This window comes from Micromonospora parva (assembly GCF_040649675.1).
Taxonomy (GTDB): Bacteria; Actinomycetota; Actinomycetes; order Mycobacteriales; family Micromonosporaceae; genus Micromonospora; species Micromonospora parva.
The window spans coordinates 121,137-134,041 of the sequence record NZ_JBEZFX010000003.1; the positions used below are offsets into that span (position 1 = coordinate 121,137).

Here is a 12,905-nt window from a genome sequence, read left to right on the forward strand (position 1 = left end):
CAAGCGACTGGGTCACCGCGACATTCAGAAACCTGAGTCGATCAAGCACGATCCGACTACGGCACGGACCGACCGAGACGCCCGCTAGGTACGCACGTGGTCAGGCGGGGACGGGCTGTTCGGTGCGTACCGCTGTGGTTTCCGCGCGGGCGATGGGCCCGGCGGGCAGTGCGGCGACCACGGCACCGACGGCGACCGCCGCCCCGGCGAACAGGAACGCCCAGCGGACGCCGCCGGCGTGGTCCACGATCACGCCGGCCACCGAGCCGCCGGCCGCGCTGGACGCCACCGCGACGGTGACCACCCAGGTGTACGCCTCGTTCAGCATGCCGGTCGGGGCGATCCGGCCGACCAGGGTGTTCTCCAGGGTCAACGCGGGCGCGATGGTGGCCCCGCCGGCGACCAGGGCGACACCCAACGCCAGCGGGGTGGGCATCACCGCGAACACGGCGAAGGTGGCGGCCAGCGCGGCGAGCAGGAAGGCGAACTGCCGGGTCATGTTCGGTGCTGGCCGCCGGACGCCGAACCAGAGCCCGCCGAGGGCGCTGCCGATCCCCCAGACCGCGAGGAGCACACCGGCGAGGCTCTCCGGGTCGTCGGTTGCGTGGTCGCTCGCGAACGCCGGCACGATCACCCCGGCGGCCCCGAACGCGATGCCCAGGCCGGCCACGCAGATCAGCAGGGCCGGGAAGCCGGGGACCCGCAGCGGGCCGAGCCCGCGGGCGTGGTGTTCGCGCGGGTGCGGGCGCCAGCCGCGCATGACCCGGCCGAGGGCCACGGCGGTCGTGCCGAACAGGGTGACCACCGCCGCACCGATCAGCGCGGCCGACGCGTCGGCGACGAGGACGAAGCCGGCGACGAGCAGTGGGCCGAGGACGAAGACGATCTCGAAGAGTGTGGTCTCGGCGGCCATTGCCGTGTTGCGGAGGTGGGAACGGCCGGAGTTCGGGCTGGTCAGGTCGTTCCAGGCGCCTCGAATGGCGGCGGTGAGTGGCGGGTAGGTGGCGCCGGCCACGCCTGCGGCGAGGTAGATGACGGGGAGAGCGTCGTCGCCGGAGCGGCTGGCCAGCAGCAACCCGATGAGCGCCAGTGGGTGGGCGACGGCGGTGAGCAGCAGGACGGGGGTGGGGCCGACCCGGTCGGCGACCCGTCCGGCTATCGGGCTGAGCGCGGCACCGGCGAGGGCGTAGATGCCGCCCGCGATGGCGGCCAGCGAGTAGCGCCCGGTCACCTGTTCGACCACCAGGAGCAGCGCCAGGGGGGTCATACCGATTCCGAGCCGCCCGATGATGCCGGTGACCAGCAGCATGGGCGCCCCGGGGATCCGCCAGACACCCAGGTACTGACGCAGCGCGGTCACCGTGAACCTCCCGAGGGTGTAATGAGCGTGAGCCGTTATGACCCTAACGCCACCGCCGGGCGGGTAGACAACGGAAATACAGCAGTCCGCCCGTACCCGGCGTGGCCGGGTACGGGCGGAGGCGGTCGATCAGCGGGTCAGCGCTGGAACTGGACCGGCCCCGAGTTGCGGGCCATCTGCTCCAGCCGGGCCACGCGGTCCTCCATCTTCGGGTGCGTGGAGAAGAGCGCGGCCATGCCGCCACCCCGGAACGGGTTGGCGATCATGAGGTGGGCGGTGCTGGTGAGCTGGCCCTGGGCCGGCAACGGCCGGCGTCGGGCCACCGCGTCGATCTTGCGCAGCGCGCTGGCCAGGGCCAGCGGGTCGCGGCTCAACTCGGCGCCCGAGGCGTCCGCCTGGAACTCGCGGCTCCGGCTGATCGCCAGTTGGATCACCGTGGCGGCGATCGGGCCCAGGATCAGAGTGAGCAGCAACACAGCCGGGTTCGGGCGGTCCTCGTCGTCCCCGCCGCCCAGCGGGATGAAGAAGGCGAGGTTCGCCAGCAGGGTGATGATGCTGGCCAGGCCGGCCGCCACGCTGGAGATCAGGATGTCCCGGTTGTAGACGTGGGACAGCTCGTGCCCGATCACACCGCGCAGTTCGCGGTAGTCGAGGATCTCGGTGATGCCCTGGGTCACGCAGACGGCCGCGTGCTGCGGGTTACGACCGGTGGCGAAAGCGTTGGGCTGCGCGGTCGGGCTGACGTAGAGGCGCGGCATCGGCTGCCGGGCGTCGGCGGCCAACTCCCGGACCATCCGGTACAGCTCGGGGAACTGCGCCTCGGTGACCGGTTGCGCCCCCATCGAGCGCAGCGCGAGCTTGTCGGAGTAAAAGTAGGTGACGCCGTTCATGACCAGAGACACGAGGACGGCGATGACCAGGCCGCCGCTGCCGCCGAACCAGTAGCCCACCGCCAGGATCAGGGCGCTGAGCAGGCCAAGCAGCGCTGCGGTCTTCAGACGGTTGTGGTGCACGATGTCTCCTTCGGTGCACGGATCGCCGGGATCCGCTGACCGGTGTAACAACCCGGTACCCACCAACCATCCGTTACAACGCTGAGAGTTCACTGAGACCGAAGTCGCAGGTCAGGTCAACGGCCGGCCAGGTCGAGCACCAGTTGCGGGGCGACACCCAGCACCACGGCGGCCACCGTCGCCACCGCCAGCACCACCGCCACCACACCCACCACGGGTACGGCCGCAGCGCCCCCGACGTTCGGGGCGGCGAGGGGCGTCGGTGCCCACAGCGCGGCGGCCACCCGCAGGTAGTAGGCGAGGCCGATCACGGCGTTCAGCGCCACCACCAGCGCCAGCCACGCCGCGCCACCGTCCAACAGCGCCCGGACCACTGTCACCTTCGCGAACAGGCCGGCCAGCCCCGGCGGCAGACCGGCCAGACCCACCAGCGCGAGACCGAACGCCGCAGCCCGCCACGGATGCCGGCGGGCCGCGCCGCGCAGGTCGTCCACCGTGCCGCCGTCCGCGCCCGCCGGCCGCAGGGCCGTCAACCCGGCGAAGGCGGCAAGCTCCAACACCACGAAGAAGACGGCGTACGCCACGGCGGCCGCGTACGCGGCGGACCGCGCCTCGTCGGTGCGCCCGGCGGCCATCGCCAATGCTCCCAGCGGGGCGAGGATGTAGCCGGCCTGCGCGACTGACGACCAGGCGAGCAGCCGGACGGTCCGCCGCTGACGCAGCGCCACCAGGTTGCCCACGGTCATGGTGAGCACCGCGAGCACCGCGAGCACCGGGCCGGTCTGGTCGGCGGGCAACGCCCGCTGCACCACGGCGAGCAGGGCGATCAGGCCGCCCAGCTTCGACGCGGTGGACAGGTACGCGGCCACCGGCAGCGGCGCGCCGTCGTAGGTGGCCGGCGCCCAGGCGTGGAACGGCACCGCCGCCACCTTGAACGCCAACCCGACCAACAGCACCGCCACCGCGGCGCTGGTCAACGGCAGGTCCCGCAGCGCAGGCTGCTCGGCGAGCAAACCGCCGAGCCGGTCCAGGTGCAGCCCGCCGGTCACCGCGTACAGCAGCGCCGCGCCGAGCAGGGTCAGCGTCGTCGCCACCACGCTGACCACGAAGAAGGTCAACGCCGCCTCGGCGCTGGCGAGGCTCCCCCGACGCAGGCCGACCAGCACGTACAGCGGCAGGGTCAACGTCTCCAGGGCGACGATGAGCGTGATCAGGTCACCGGCCGCGCCGAGCACCACGCCGCCGGTCATCGAGCAGGCCAGCAGGAAGGCGTACTCCCCGACCGGTGACCGCCCGGCCCGCAGCGCGGGCACCGACAGCCCGAGCACACCCAGCGTCAGCAGTGCGACCACCGCGCCGACCAGTGCCGCGCGACCGCCGAAGATCCATGAGCAGTCGGCGCCCACGCAGAACGTGCGCCGCTCGGCACCCGCCCCGACCAGCGCGGAAGCGACGGCGGTGCCGAGCGCGCCGAGCGCGGCCACCGCGATGGTGGCCCGTGGCCGCGCCACGAGCAGGTCGGTGATGAGGACGAGCACGGCCGTGCCGGCGGCCAGGTAGGCCGGAAGCAGCGCGACGCTGTCCACACTCTGCACGACGTTCATGGCTTGACCACCCCGATGAGGGCGTCGACGGGGGCCTCGGCGACACCGAGGACCAGTGTCGGCGCCAGCCCGATGGCCAACGCGAGCAGCACCAGTGGCACCCAGGCGGTCAACTCCGCCCCGGCCAGGCCGGCGCCGACCTGCCCGACGGCGGGGCTCGGTCGGTTGTGGGTGACCTGGCGCAGCAACCGCAGGAAGTACGCGGCGGTGAGCGCCCCACCGACCGCCGCCAGCACCCCGAGGGTGGTCCAGAGCGGGCCGCCCACCTGCAGTGCGGCGACCACCGCGAACGCCTCACCCCAGAAGCCGGCCAACCCGGGCAGGCCCAGCGACGCGATCGCCGCGAACGCGAGCAGACCCGCCAACCGGGGCGCGGTCTCCCGCAGCCCGGACAGCTCCGCGAGCGCACCCGTGCCGGTACGGTCCTTCACCGCCCCGGCCAGGAAGAACAGCAGGCCGGTGATCACGCCGTGCGCGACGTTGCCGATCAACGCCGCCTGGATGCCGGTGGCGGTCAGCGTGGCGACGCCGAGCAGTACGAAACCCATGTGCCCCACGCTGGAGTACGCGATGAGCCGCTTCACGTCCGACTGGGCCAGGCAGACCAGCGAACCGATCAGGGTCGCGGCGACGGCCAGCACGCCGAGCACCGGCGCCGCCCAGCGGGCACCCTCCGGCGCCACCCCGACCGCGACCCGGATCAGACCGTACGTGCCCATCTTGAGCAGCACACCGGCCAACACGACACTGCCCACGGTGGGTGCCTGTGTGTGCGCGTCGGGCAGCCAGGAGTGCAGCGGCCACAGCGGGCTCTTCACCGCGAAAGCCAACGCCAACAGCGTGAACGCGGCCAACTGGGTGCCCCTGGACAACCCCGCCCCACCGGTCAGCGTCACCAGGTCGGCGGTGCCGGCGGCGGCGACCACGACGTACACGCCGACCAGCAGCAGCACCGACCCGAACAGTGTGTAGAGGGCGAACTTCCGGGCGGCCCGACGCCGGTCCGCGCCACCCCAGCCAGCGATGATCGCGTACATCGGCAGCAGGACGACCTCGAAGAAGAGGAAGAACAGCACCAGGTCCAGGGCGAGGAAGGTGCCCAGGATGCCCACCTCGACCACCAGCAGCAGCGCGACCAACGCCCGGCCGCTGCCGCCGCCGGGCACCCGCCACATCGTGTACGCGCAGCAGAGCAGCGTGAGTAGCGCCGTCAACACCACCAGCGGCCAGGAGATGCCGTCGACGCCGAGGTGGAAGCGCAACTCCAGGCCAGGCACCCACGGCAGATCCAGTTGGTGCCACGGGCGCACCGCCGGAGCGCCAGCCGACCAGGCGACCCAACCTCGACCGCCGAACACCAGCGGCACCGCCGCCAGCAGGGTCAACGCCGCTGCGATCGTGCCGACCAGGCGGGCTGCCCGGTCCCGGGGCGTTGCCGCCACCGCGACCGCGCCCAGCGCCGGCAGCGCCAGCACCGCGACCAGCAACCCCTGCCCGACACTCATCGGGTTCCTCCAATGACCGCAGCGGCCAGGCCGATGAGCAGCGCGCCGGCCAGCACACCGGCGGCGGCTCGGGGCAGCGCCGCGCGGTGCAGCGCGGCCAGCCCCGCACCCAGACCCGACGCGGCTCGGCCACTGCCCTCGACAGCACCGTCCACCAGCACCTCGTCACCGGTGCGCACGACACGGGCCAGTGCGCGCACGGGGCGTACGACAAGGGTGTGCTGGACGTCGTCGAGCCGGAACGCGCTGGCGAAGACCGGCCGCAGCGGACCCAGCGCGGCGGCCGGGTCGGCGGCCCGGTCACGACGCCAGCCCAGCGTCACCAGCCCGGCGCCGAGCAGCAGGAACGCGAGCGGCAGCAGCACCCCCGAACCCAGGTGGACCAGGCCGTCCTCGGAACCCGCCACCGGGACGGTGGGGAACCGCAGGCGGTCGGCGAACGCCCCGACGAACCCGGCCAGACCGAGCAGCGCGGCCGGCACGGCCAGCAGCACCACCGGCCAGCGCAGCACCGCCGGCGGGTCGTGCGGCCGAACCAGGGGCAGGCGCGCATCGCCGAAGAAGGCGCGCAGCAGCAGCCGGCCGGCGTACCAGGCGGTGACGGCAACGCCGATCAGCCCGGCGACCCAGACGATCCAGCCCACCCAGGACGGCGCCGGGCCGGTGCCCTCCAACGCCGCCGACTCGGCGACCGTCAGTACGCCGTCCTTGCTCCAGAAACCGGCCAACGGCGGCACTCCGGCCAGCGCACCCAGGCCCACCACAGTGCACCAGAACGTCACCGGCATGCTGCGCCGCAGCCCGCCCATCTCCGACATCAGGGTGGTGCCGACGGCGTGGATCACGACGCCGGCGGCGAGGAACAGCAGCGCCTTGAAGGCGGCATGGGTGAGCAGATGGAACAACGCGGCCGACGGTGAGCCGACCGCCAGCGCCCCGGTCATGTAGCCCAACTGGGACACTGTCGACCAGGCCAGCACGCGTTTGATGTCGTCCTGGGCGGTGGCGGCGAGCGCGCCGAGCAGCAGCGTGATCGCGCCGAGCACCCCCAGCACTGTCAGCGTCACCGGCGCAGCCGTGAACAGCGGGTAGAGCCGGGCCACCGCGTACACCCCGGCGGCGACCATCGTCGCGGCGTGGATCAGCGCGGAGATCGGGGTCGGACCGGCCATCGCGTCCGGCAGCCAGGTGTGCAGCGGGAACTGCGCGCTCTTGCCGGCCACACCGGCGAGCAGCAGCAGGCCTGCGGCGGTCAACGTCGCGCCGGAGTGGTCGTGGGCGAGCACGTCGGCGATCCGGAAGCTGCCCGTCGACACACCCAGCAGCGCGATGCCGAGCAGGAACCCGACGTCACCCACCCGGGTCACCAGGAACGCCTTCATGGCGGCGGCGGGCGCGCCGGCCAGTCGGCGGTCGTGGGCGATGAGCAGGTACGAGCAGAGGCCCATCACCTCCCAGCCGACCAACAACATGATCAGGTCGCCGGCGACCACCACCAGCAACATGGCACCGGTGAAGAGGCTGATCTGGGCGGCGTAGGGCGGGTAGCGGTGATCGACGTCGACATCGTCGTGCGGGCCGCGCCGCAGGTAGCCGATCGAGTAGACCTGCACGGCCAGGGCGACAGCGGTGACCGCCACCGCGACCAGCGCGGCGGCGCCGTCCAGCCGTACGCCGAGAGTCACCGCCAGCCCGCCGAAGTCGACCCAGGTGGCCGACGTCTCCGTCGGCCGGTCGACGGTGAGCAGCAGCGCGACGGCCAGCGCCAACGCGCCGGCCGCACCGGTCACGCCGAGCGTCACGGCCGCCGCCCGGGCCCGGTCGCCGCCGGTCGCGTTCTCGCGCCGGGAGGCGGCGGGGAGCAACAGGCCGAGCAGCCCGGCGACCAGCGGTACGGCGGGCAGCAGCGCCCCGAGCAGCCCGCTCACCGGCCCGCCTCCGAATCCAGGACGGCCGGCTCGCACCCACCGACCGGCGGCGACGGCTCGGTCAACGGCACGTCATCCACGGCGGCGGTCGCGCGCAGCCGGTAGAGCTGAAGGACGATCGCCAGCCCCACCCCGATCTCCGCGGCGGCGAGGACGATGACGAACAGGGCGAAGACCTGCCCCGAGTGCGGGAGCACGGCGCGGGCGGTGGTGTCCGCGGTGACCAGGATCAGGTTGACCGCGTTGAGCATCAACTCGACGGACATCAGCACCAGCACCGCGTTGCGGCGACGCAGCACGCCGTACACGCCGAGGCCGAACAGCAGCGCGGCGGTGACGTACGGGATGACCGGCCTCACCGGCGCCCCCCGGGCTCGCTGTCGACCAGGTCGGCTGCCCGGCCGTCGCCGGGCGGGCCGGCGCGGCCTGCCCGGCCGTCGCCGGGCGGGCCGGCGCGGCCGATGTCCGGCCGGGACAGCACGATCGCGCCCACCAGGGCGGAGAGCAGCAGCACCGAGAGCACCTCGAACGGCAACACCCAGGACTGGAAGATCTGCTCACCCAGCCGCTCGGCGGTGCCGGCGGGCGGCAGCGTGACGGTGCTCCAGCGGTACGCGTCGACCAGCAGGACGGTCAGCCCCAGCCCGGCGCCGCCACCGATCAGCGCGGCCGGCCAGCCGGGCCGGTCCAGGTCGTCGGAGGCGCCGATCGGAGCCCGGGTCAGCATCACCGCGAACAGCAGCAGGACCACCACCGCGCCCACATAGATCAGCACCTGCACCCAGGCCACCAACTCGGCGCTGAGCACCAGGAAGTCACCGGCCAACGCGCCCAGGCACACCACCAGGTAGAGCCCGGCCCGGACGAGGTGTTTCGTGGTCACCACCAGCACGCCGGCGCCGACCGCCACCGCACCGAGGGCGAGCAGCAGCACATCCGCGCCGGTCACCGGGCCGCCCCTGCAGCTCGGGCGGTCACGACGCCGGGTCCTGGTCGGCGTCGGGGCGTACCGCTGGCGGAGCGGGACGTGCGGCGGCGGCCTTGCGCGCGGCGGAGGTCTCCTCCTTGGCCGGCTCGCCGTTCGGGTCGTGCGCGGGCGGCGGCGGAACGGTGGCCATCCACTGACCGAGGTGGTCCTTGTCGTGCAGCAGGTCCTTGATGTCGTACTCGGCGTACTCGAACTCCGGCGACCAGTAGAGCGCGTCGAACGGGCAGACCTCGATGCAGATGCCGCAGTACATGCAGAGCGAGAAGTCGATGTCGAACTTGTCGAGCACGTTGCGCTGGCGGGGGCGGGCGGCGCCGGGCACCGCCACCTCCTCCTTGTGCGAGTCGATGTAGATGCACCAGTCCGGACACTCGCGGGCGCAGAGCATGCAGACCGTGCAGTTCTCCTCGGACAACGCGATCACACCGCGCGAGCGCGGCGGCAGGTCGGGAGCGGTGTCCGGGTACTGCTGGGTGGTCGAACGGCTGGTCATCGTCTTGAGGGTGACCGCCAGCCCCTTCACCAGGCCCGCGCCGGGAAGGCCGCGTTCGCTGGTGTCACCACGCTCGCTGGGGTCGCTCATGTCGACCATCCTGCCCTGTGGCCCCGGCGCGCGCGACCACCACCCACAGGTCCACGAACGGAGGGCTCACCCGAGGAGCACGGTCAGCTGCGGATCAACCGGATCACGCCCCGGGTCCGCCGACGGCTGCCGGTGGGAGCATCTCGACACCGAGTTGTTGCAGCAGTTGGAACAGCTCGTTGCAGCTCCACACCTCGACGATCCGGCCCGCCGGGTCGAAGCGCAGGAACGTCGCCCCCGAGTAGCTGACCACCTGCCCGGTCGGCGGCACCGGCCCGAACTGCCCGACGTGGGTGCCGGCGGCCCGCCAGTGCACGGCCACCCGCTCACCGGCCGCGACCACGTCGACGATCTTGTAGCGCAGGTCGGGGAAGGCCGCGCGGCGCTCGCGATGCCAGGCCAACGTCGCCTCCGGGCCGGTGCCGCCCAGCCCCGGGCATTCCTCGGCCACCAACTCGTACGCCGACTCCTCTCGGCGGGCGTTCCACACATCGGTGATGAACCGCCGGGCCGCCGCCTCCACATCCGTCATGCCGGCGAGGGTATCCGGGCTCACCGCGTCGATCGGTCGGAGATCGGTAAGGATGGGGTGCAGGGCAGCAACACGACCGGGAGGCTGACGTGGGCGAGGAAAAAGGCGGCAAGTACGTCGAGCCGGGCGGCGAATTCACCCGCGACCAGCGGTACATCGCCACCCGGATCACCGAGGACGGGCGCGACGGATACCCGGTCGAGCCGGGCCGGTACCGGCTGGCGGTCAGCCGGGCCTGCCCGTGGGCCAACCGGCTGATCATCGTGCGGCGGTTGCTCGGCCTGGAGGACGCCATCTCGATGGCGGTCGCCGGCCCGACCCACGACGCCCGGAGCTGGACCTTCGACCTCGACCCGGACGGGCGGGACCCGGTGCTCGGCATCGAGCGCATCCAGGAGGCGTACTTCAAGCGCTTCCCCGGCTACGAGCGCGGCATCACCGTGCCGGCGATCGTGGACGTGCCGACCGGGCAGGTGGTGACCAACGACTACGCGCAGATGAGCCTGGACCTGTCCACGCAGTGGGGGGCGTACCACCGCGAGGGTGCCCCGCAGCTCTACCCCGAGCACCTGCGGGAGCAGATCGACGAGGTCAACGCCGTGGTGTTCCGGGACGTCAACAACGGCGTCTACCGGTGCGGGTTCGCCGGCAGCCAGGAGGCGTACGACAAGGCGTACCACCAGCTCTTCGACCGGCTGGACTGGCTCACCGAGCGGTTGACCGACCAGCGTTACCTGGTCGGCGACACCATCACCGAAGCCGACGTGCGGCTGTTCACCACGCTGGTCCGCTTCGACCCGGTCTACCACGGCCACTTCAAGTGCAACCGGCAGAAGCTGAGTGAGATGCCGGTGCTGTGGGCGTACGCCCGGGACCTGTTCCAGACCCCCGGGTTCGGCGACACCATCGACTTCGACCACATCAAGCGGCACTACTACGAGGTGCACCGCGACATCAACCCGACCGGCATCGTTCCGCTCGGCCCCGACCTGTCCAACTGGCTCACCCCGCACGGCCGGGAAACGCTCGGTGGCCGCCCCTTCGGCGACGGCACCCCGCCACCACCCCCGGCCGAGCCGGTGGACCCCGCGCACACCCCGCTGCGCTGAGCGGCCCACCTCGCCGCCCGGCTCGTCGCTCGTCGCCCCGGCTCGTCGTCAAGATCCGCGCAACATCAGGGATGTTGGTGTCTCCCGCCTGCCGGAGGCAGCAACATCGGGGAAGTTGCGCGGATCTTCGGCGGTCGGGGGTCGGGCGTGGGGCGTGGGGTCGTCAGGCGTGGGACGTGAGGGCGGCCGGGCTCGCCAGTCTTGGGCCTGGGCGGGGATTGGGCTAAGGACGCTTTCGAGCTGAATCGTTTGTGACATCGGGCGGTATCTCGGCCGCCGCAGCCGCAGCCGCAGCCGCAGCGAACGATTCGTCTACGACATCAGCTCGAAAGCGGCTCTCGGGACCACCTCAGAGCGCCGCGTCGAGCGATCCGGCCCGACTCGCGCAGGATGATCGCGCTCGATCACTGATGTAGTGGTTGTCCGCGCCGACCGACACCACTGCAACCAGGATCGAGCGCGATCACCCGGCGCGCGAGGGCCGGGCAGTGCCGCGCGGAGACCAGGCACTGCCGCGCTAGGTCAGAGGGCGATGCGGACGGCCGCGGTGAGGACCAGCTGAGCCAGGGACGCGGGGACCAGCACCAGCCAGCAGAGGCGTTGCAGCTGGTCCTCGCGGAGCCGGGGGTAGGACACCCGGAGCCAGATGATCACGAAGGAGACCGCGAAGATCTTGAGTAGCGTCCACAGCCAGCCGAGCTGGTCATCGGCGAACGGGCCCTGCCAACCGCCGAGGAACAGCACAGTGGTCAGCGCGGCGATCACCACGATGCCGACGTACTCGGCGAGCAGGAAGAACGCGAACCGCAGACCGGTGTACTCGGTCATGTAGCCGAAGACCAGCTCCGAGTCGGCCACCGGCATGTCGAACGGCGGCCGACGGATCTCGGCCAGCCCGGCGACGAAGAAAATGATCATCGCGGGTGCCTGCCAGAGCAGCCACCACGGCTGCCAGGCCTCGACGATTCCCGACAGGCTGAGCGTGCCGGCGGCCATCGCCACCGACGCGGCGGCCAGCACCAGCGGCAGCTCGTAACCGAGCAACTGGGCCGCCCCGCGCAGGCCGCCGAGCAGGCTGTACTTGTTGGCCGACGCCCACGCCGACATCAGCACCGCCACCACACCGACGCCGACCACCGCCAGCACGAAGAAGAGGCCGATGTCCAACGGTTGCCCGACCAGGTCGTCCGGGCCGAGCGGAATGACCAGCAGCACGAGCAGGTAGGGCACCAGGGCCACCGCCGGCGCCAGCCGGAACACCGCCCGGTCCGCCTCGCGCGGCGTGATGTCCTCCTTCTGCACGAACTTGACCCCGTCGGCCACGAGCTGCGCCCAACCGTGGAAGCCGCCCGCGTACATCGGGCCGAGCCGGCCCTGCATGTGCGCCATCACCTTGTGCTCGGCCTGGCCGACGAGCAACGGCAGGGTGAGGAACGCGACCACCACGCCGCCGATCCGGAGCACCAACTCCACCCAGAGCGGCATCAGGGCGTACCCCCGTCGTGGTCGCTGCGGTCGGCGGGAGCCGGGGCGTCGGCGGTGCCGGCAGGCCGGGGAGTACGCGCCGGACGGGCCCCCGGGGCGGGCCGGGCCGGGCGCTCACCGGCCGGTCTGGCCGGGGTGCCGCCACGCGGGCCCTCCCCCACACCACCGGCGCCAGCCGGGGTGGGCGTGGGCCCCCACTCGCCCGGAGCGGGAACGCCCGGCGGACGGATCGGTCGGCGTCCTCCGCCGGCCTCGGACTCGCCCGGTTCCTTCGCACCCGGCCACGGTTTCGCCACCCGGGAAGCGAGCACGAACTCCTTACGCAGCGGATGCCCCTCGAACTCCGGGGGCAACAGCAGCGGCAGCAACTCCCCGTGGCCCGCGAAGTCGATGCCGAACATCTCGTGCGTCTCCCGCTCGTGCCAGGCGGCACCGGGGTAGACGTCGACCACCGAGTCGACGGTGGGTGCGTCGCGCGGCACCCGGGTACGCAGCAGCACCCCGTGGCGCAGTCGGCTCGACCAGAGGTGCGCCACCACGTCGAAGCCGTCGGCCAACTCGTCGACGGCGGAGAGCCAGTCGAAGAAGTCGCAGGCCAGCTCAGTGTCGTCACGGGCGGCGGACACCGCGGCCAGCCAGCTCGCCGGAGGTACGTCGACGGTGGCCCGGGCGAACCGTTGCCCGCCGGAGACCGACGGGGTCACCGCGACCGGCGCGAGCAGCGCGACCAGTCGAGCGCCGACCTCTTCGGGAGTCATGCCGCTGATCCTAGTGCCGGCCGGGCCCGCACCTGCCCGC

12 protein-coding genes are annotated in these 12,905 nt (G+C 72.4%); 1 reads left to right on the plus strand and 11 read right to left on the minus strand.

Annotated elements, in window-relative coordinates; translation table 11 throughout:
- Positions 1-100 precede the first annotated feature (100 nt).
- The 9 genes from AB0C03_RS09065 to AB0C03_RS09105 all read right to left on the minus strand — a co-directional run bounded on the left by AB0C03_RS09065 (position 101) and on the right by AB0C03_RS09105 (position 9,513).
- Positions 101-1,360, minus strand: coding sequence for an MFS transporter (locus AB0C03_RS09065; RefSeq protein ID WP_030329826.1), 1,260 nt, complete (start codon positions 1,358-1,360; stop codon positions 101-103).
- A 137-nt stretch (positions 1,361-1,497) separates the two neighbouring features.
- Positions 1,498-2,373, minus strand: coding sequence for a zinc metalloprotease HtpX (htpX, locus tag AB0C03_RS09070; protein ID WP_030329825.1), 876 nt, complete (start codon positions 2,371-2,373; stop codon positions 1,498-1,500).
- 116 nt (positions 2,374-2,489) lie between these two features.
- Positions 2,490-3,977 (minus strand): NADH-quinone oxidoreductase subunit N, encoded by a 1,488-nt coding sequence (locus tag AB0C03_RS09075; protein ID WP_357635685.1) that lies wholly within the window; start codon positions 3,975-3,977, stop codon positions 2,490-2,492.
- Entirely contained in the window at positions 3,974-5,482 is a 1,509-nt protein-coding gene (locus AB0C03_RS09080; protein WP_357635688.1) for a complex I subunit 4 family protein, read from the minus strand. Before AB0C03_RS09080 ends, AB0C03_RS09075 begins: the two co-directional genes overlap by 4 nt.
- On the minus strand, positions 5,479-7,410 hold the full coding sequence (locus AB0C03_RS09085) for an NADH-quinone oxidoreductase subunit 5 family protein (RefSeq protein WP_357635691.1): 1,932 nt from the start codon (positions 7,408-7,410) through the stop codon (positions 5,479-5,481). Before AB0C03_RS09085 ends, AB0C03_RS09080 begins: the two co-directional genes overlap by 4 nt.
- Positions 7,407-7,769 (minus strand): NADH-quinone oxidoreductase subunit NuoK, encoded by a 363-nt coding sequence (gene nuoK / locus AB0C03_RS09090; protein WP_357635694.1) that lies wholly within the window; start codon positions 7,767-7,769, stop codon positions 7,407-7,409. The genes AB0C03_RS09085 and nuoK overlap by 4 nt, the downstream gene beginning before the upstream one ends.
- Positions 7,766-8,359 (minus strand): NADH-quinone oxidoreductase subunit J family protein, encoded by a 594-nt coding sequence (locus AB0C03_RS09095; protein WP_030329820.1) that lies wholly within the window; start codon positions 8,357-8,359, stop codon positions 7,766-7,768. The genes nuoK and AB0C03_RS09095 overlap by 4 nt, the downstream gene beginning before the upstream one ends.
- A gap of 25 nt (positions 8,360-8,384) precedes the next feature.
- Positions 8,385-8,981, minus strand: a complete 597-nt coding sequence (locus AB0C03_RS09100; protein ID WP_030329819.1) for a NuoI/complex I 23 kDa subunit family protein — start codon at positions 8,979-8,981, stop codon at positions 8,385-8,387.
- 103 nt (positions 8,982-9,084) lie between these two features.
- Complete coding sequence (locus AB0C03_RS09105; RefSeq protein ID WP_030329818.1) at positions 9,085-9,513, minus strand: ester cyclase; 429 nt, start codon at positions 9,511-9,513, stop codon at positions 9,085-9,087.
- A gap of 89 nt (positions 9,514-9,602) precedes the next feature.
- Between AB0C03_RS09105 and AB0C03_RS09110 the strand changes: the two genes are divergently transcribed.
- Positions 9,603-10,622, plus strand: coding sequence for a glutathione S-transferase family protein (locus tag AB0C03_RS09110; protein WP_030329817.1), 1,020 nt, complete (start codon positions 9,603-9,605; stop codon positions 10,620-10,622).
- Between the two features lie 522 nt (positions 10,623-11,144).
- Here the strand turns inward: AB0C03_RS09110 and AB0C03_RS09115 are convergent.
- Together AB0C03_RS09115 and AB0C03_RS09120 are read right to left on the minus strand one after the other, a co-directional pair.
- Positions 11,145-12,107 (minus strand): complex I subunit 1/NuoH family protein, encoded by a 963-nt coding sequence (locus AB0C03_RS09115; RefSeq protein ID WP_210861411.1) that lies wholly within the window; start codon positions 12,105-12,107, stop codon positions 11,145-11,147.
- Complete coding sequence (locus AB0C03_RS09120) at positions 12,107-12,865, minus strand: NADH-quinone oxidoreductase subunit C (protein WP_210861408.1); 759 nt, start codon at positions 12,863-12,865, stop codon at positions 12,107-12,109. Before AB0C03_RS09120 ends, AB0C03_RS09115 begins: the two co-directional genes overlap by 1 nt.
- Positions 12,866-12,905: the final 40 nt, after the last annotated feature.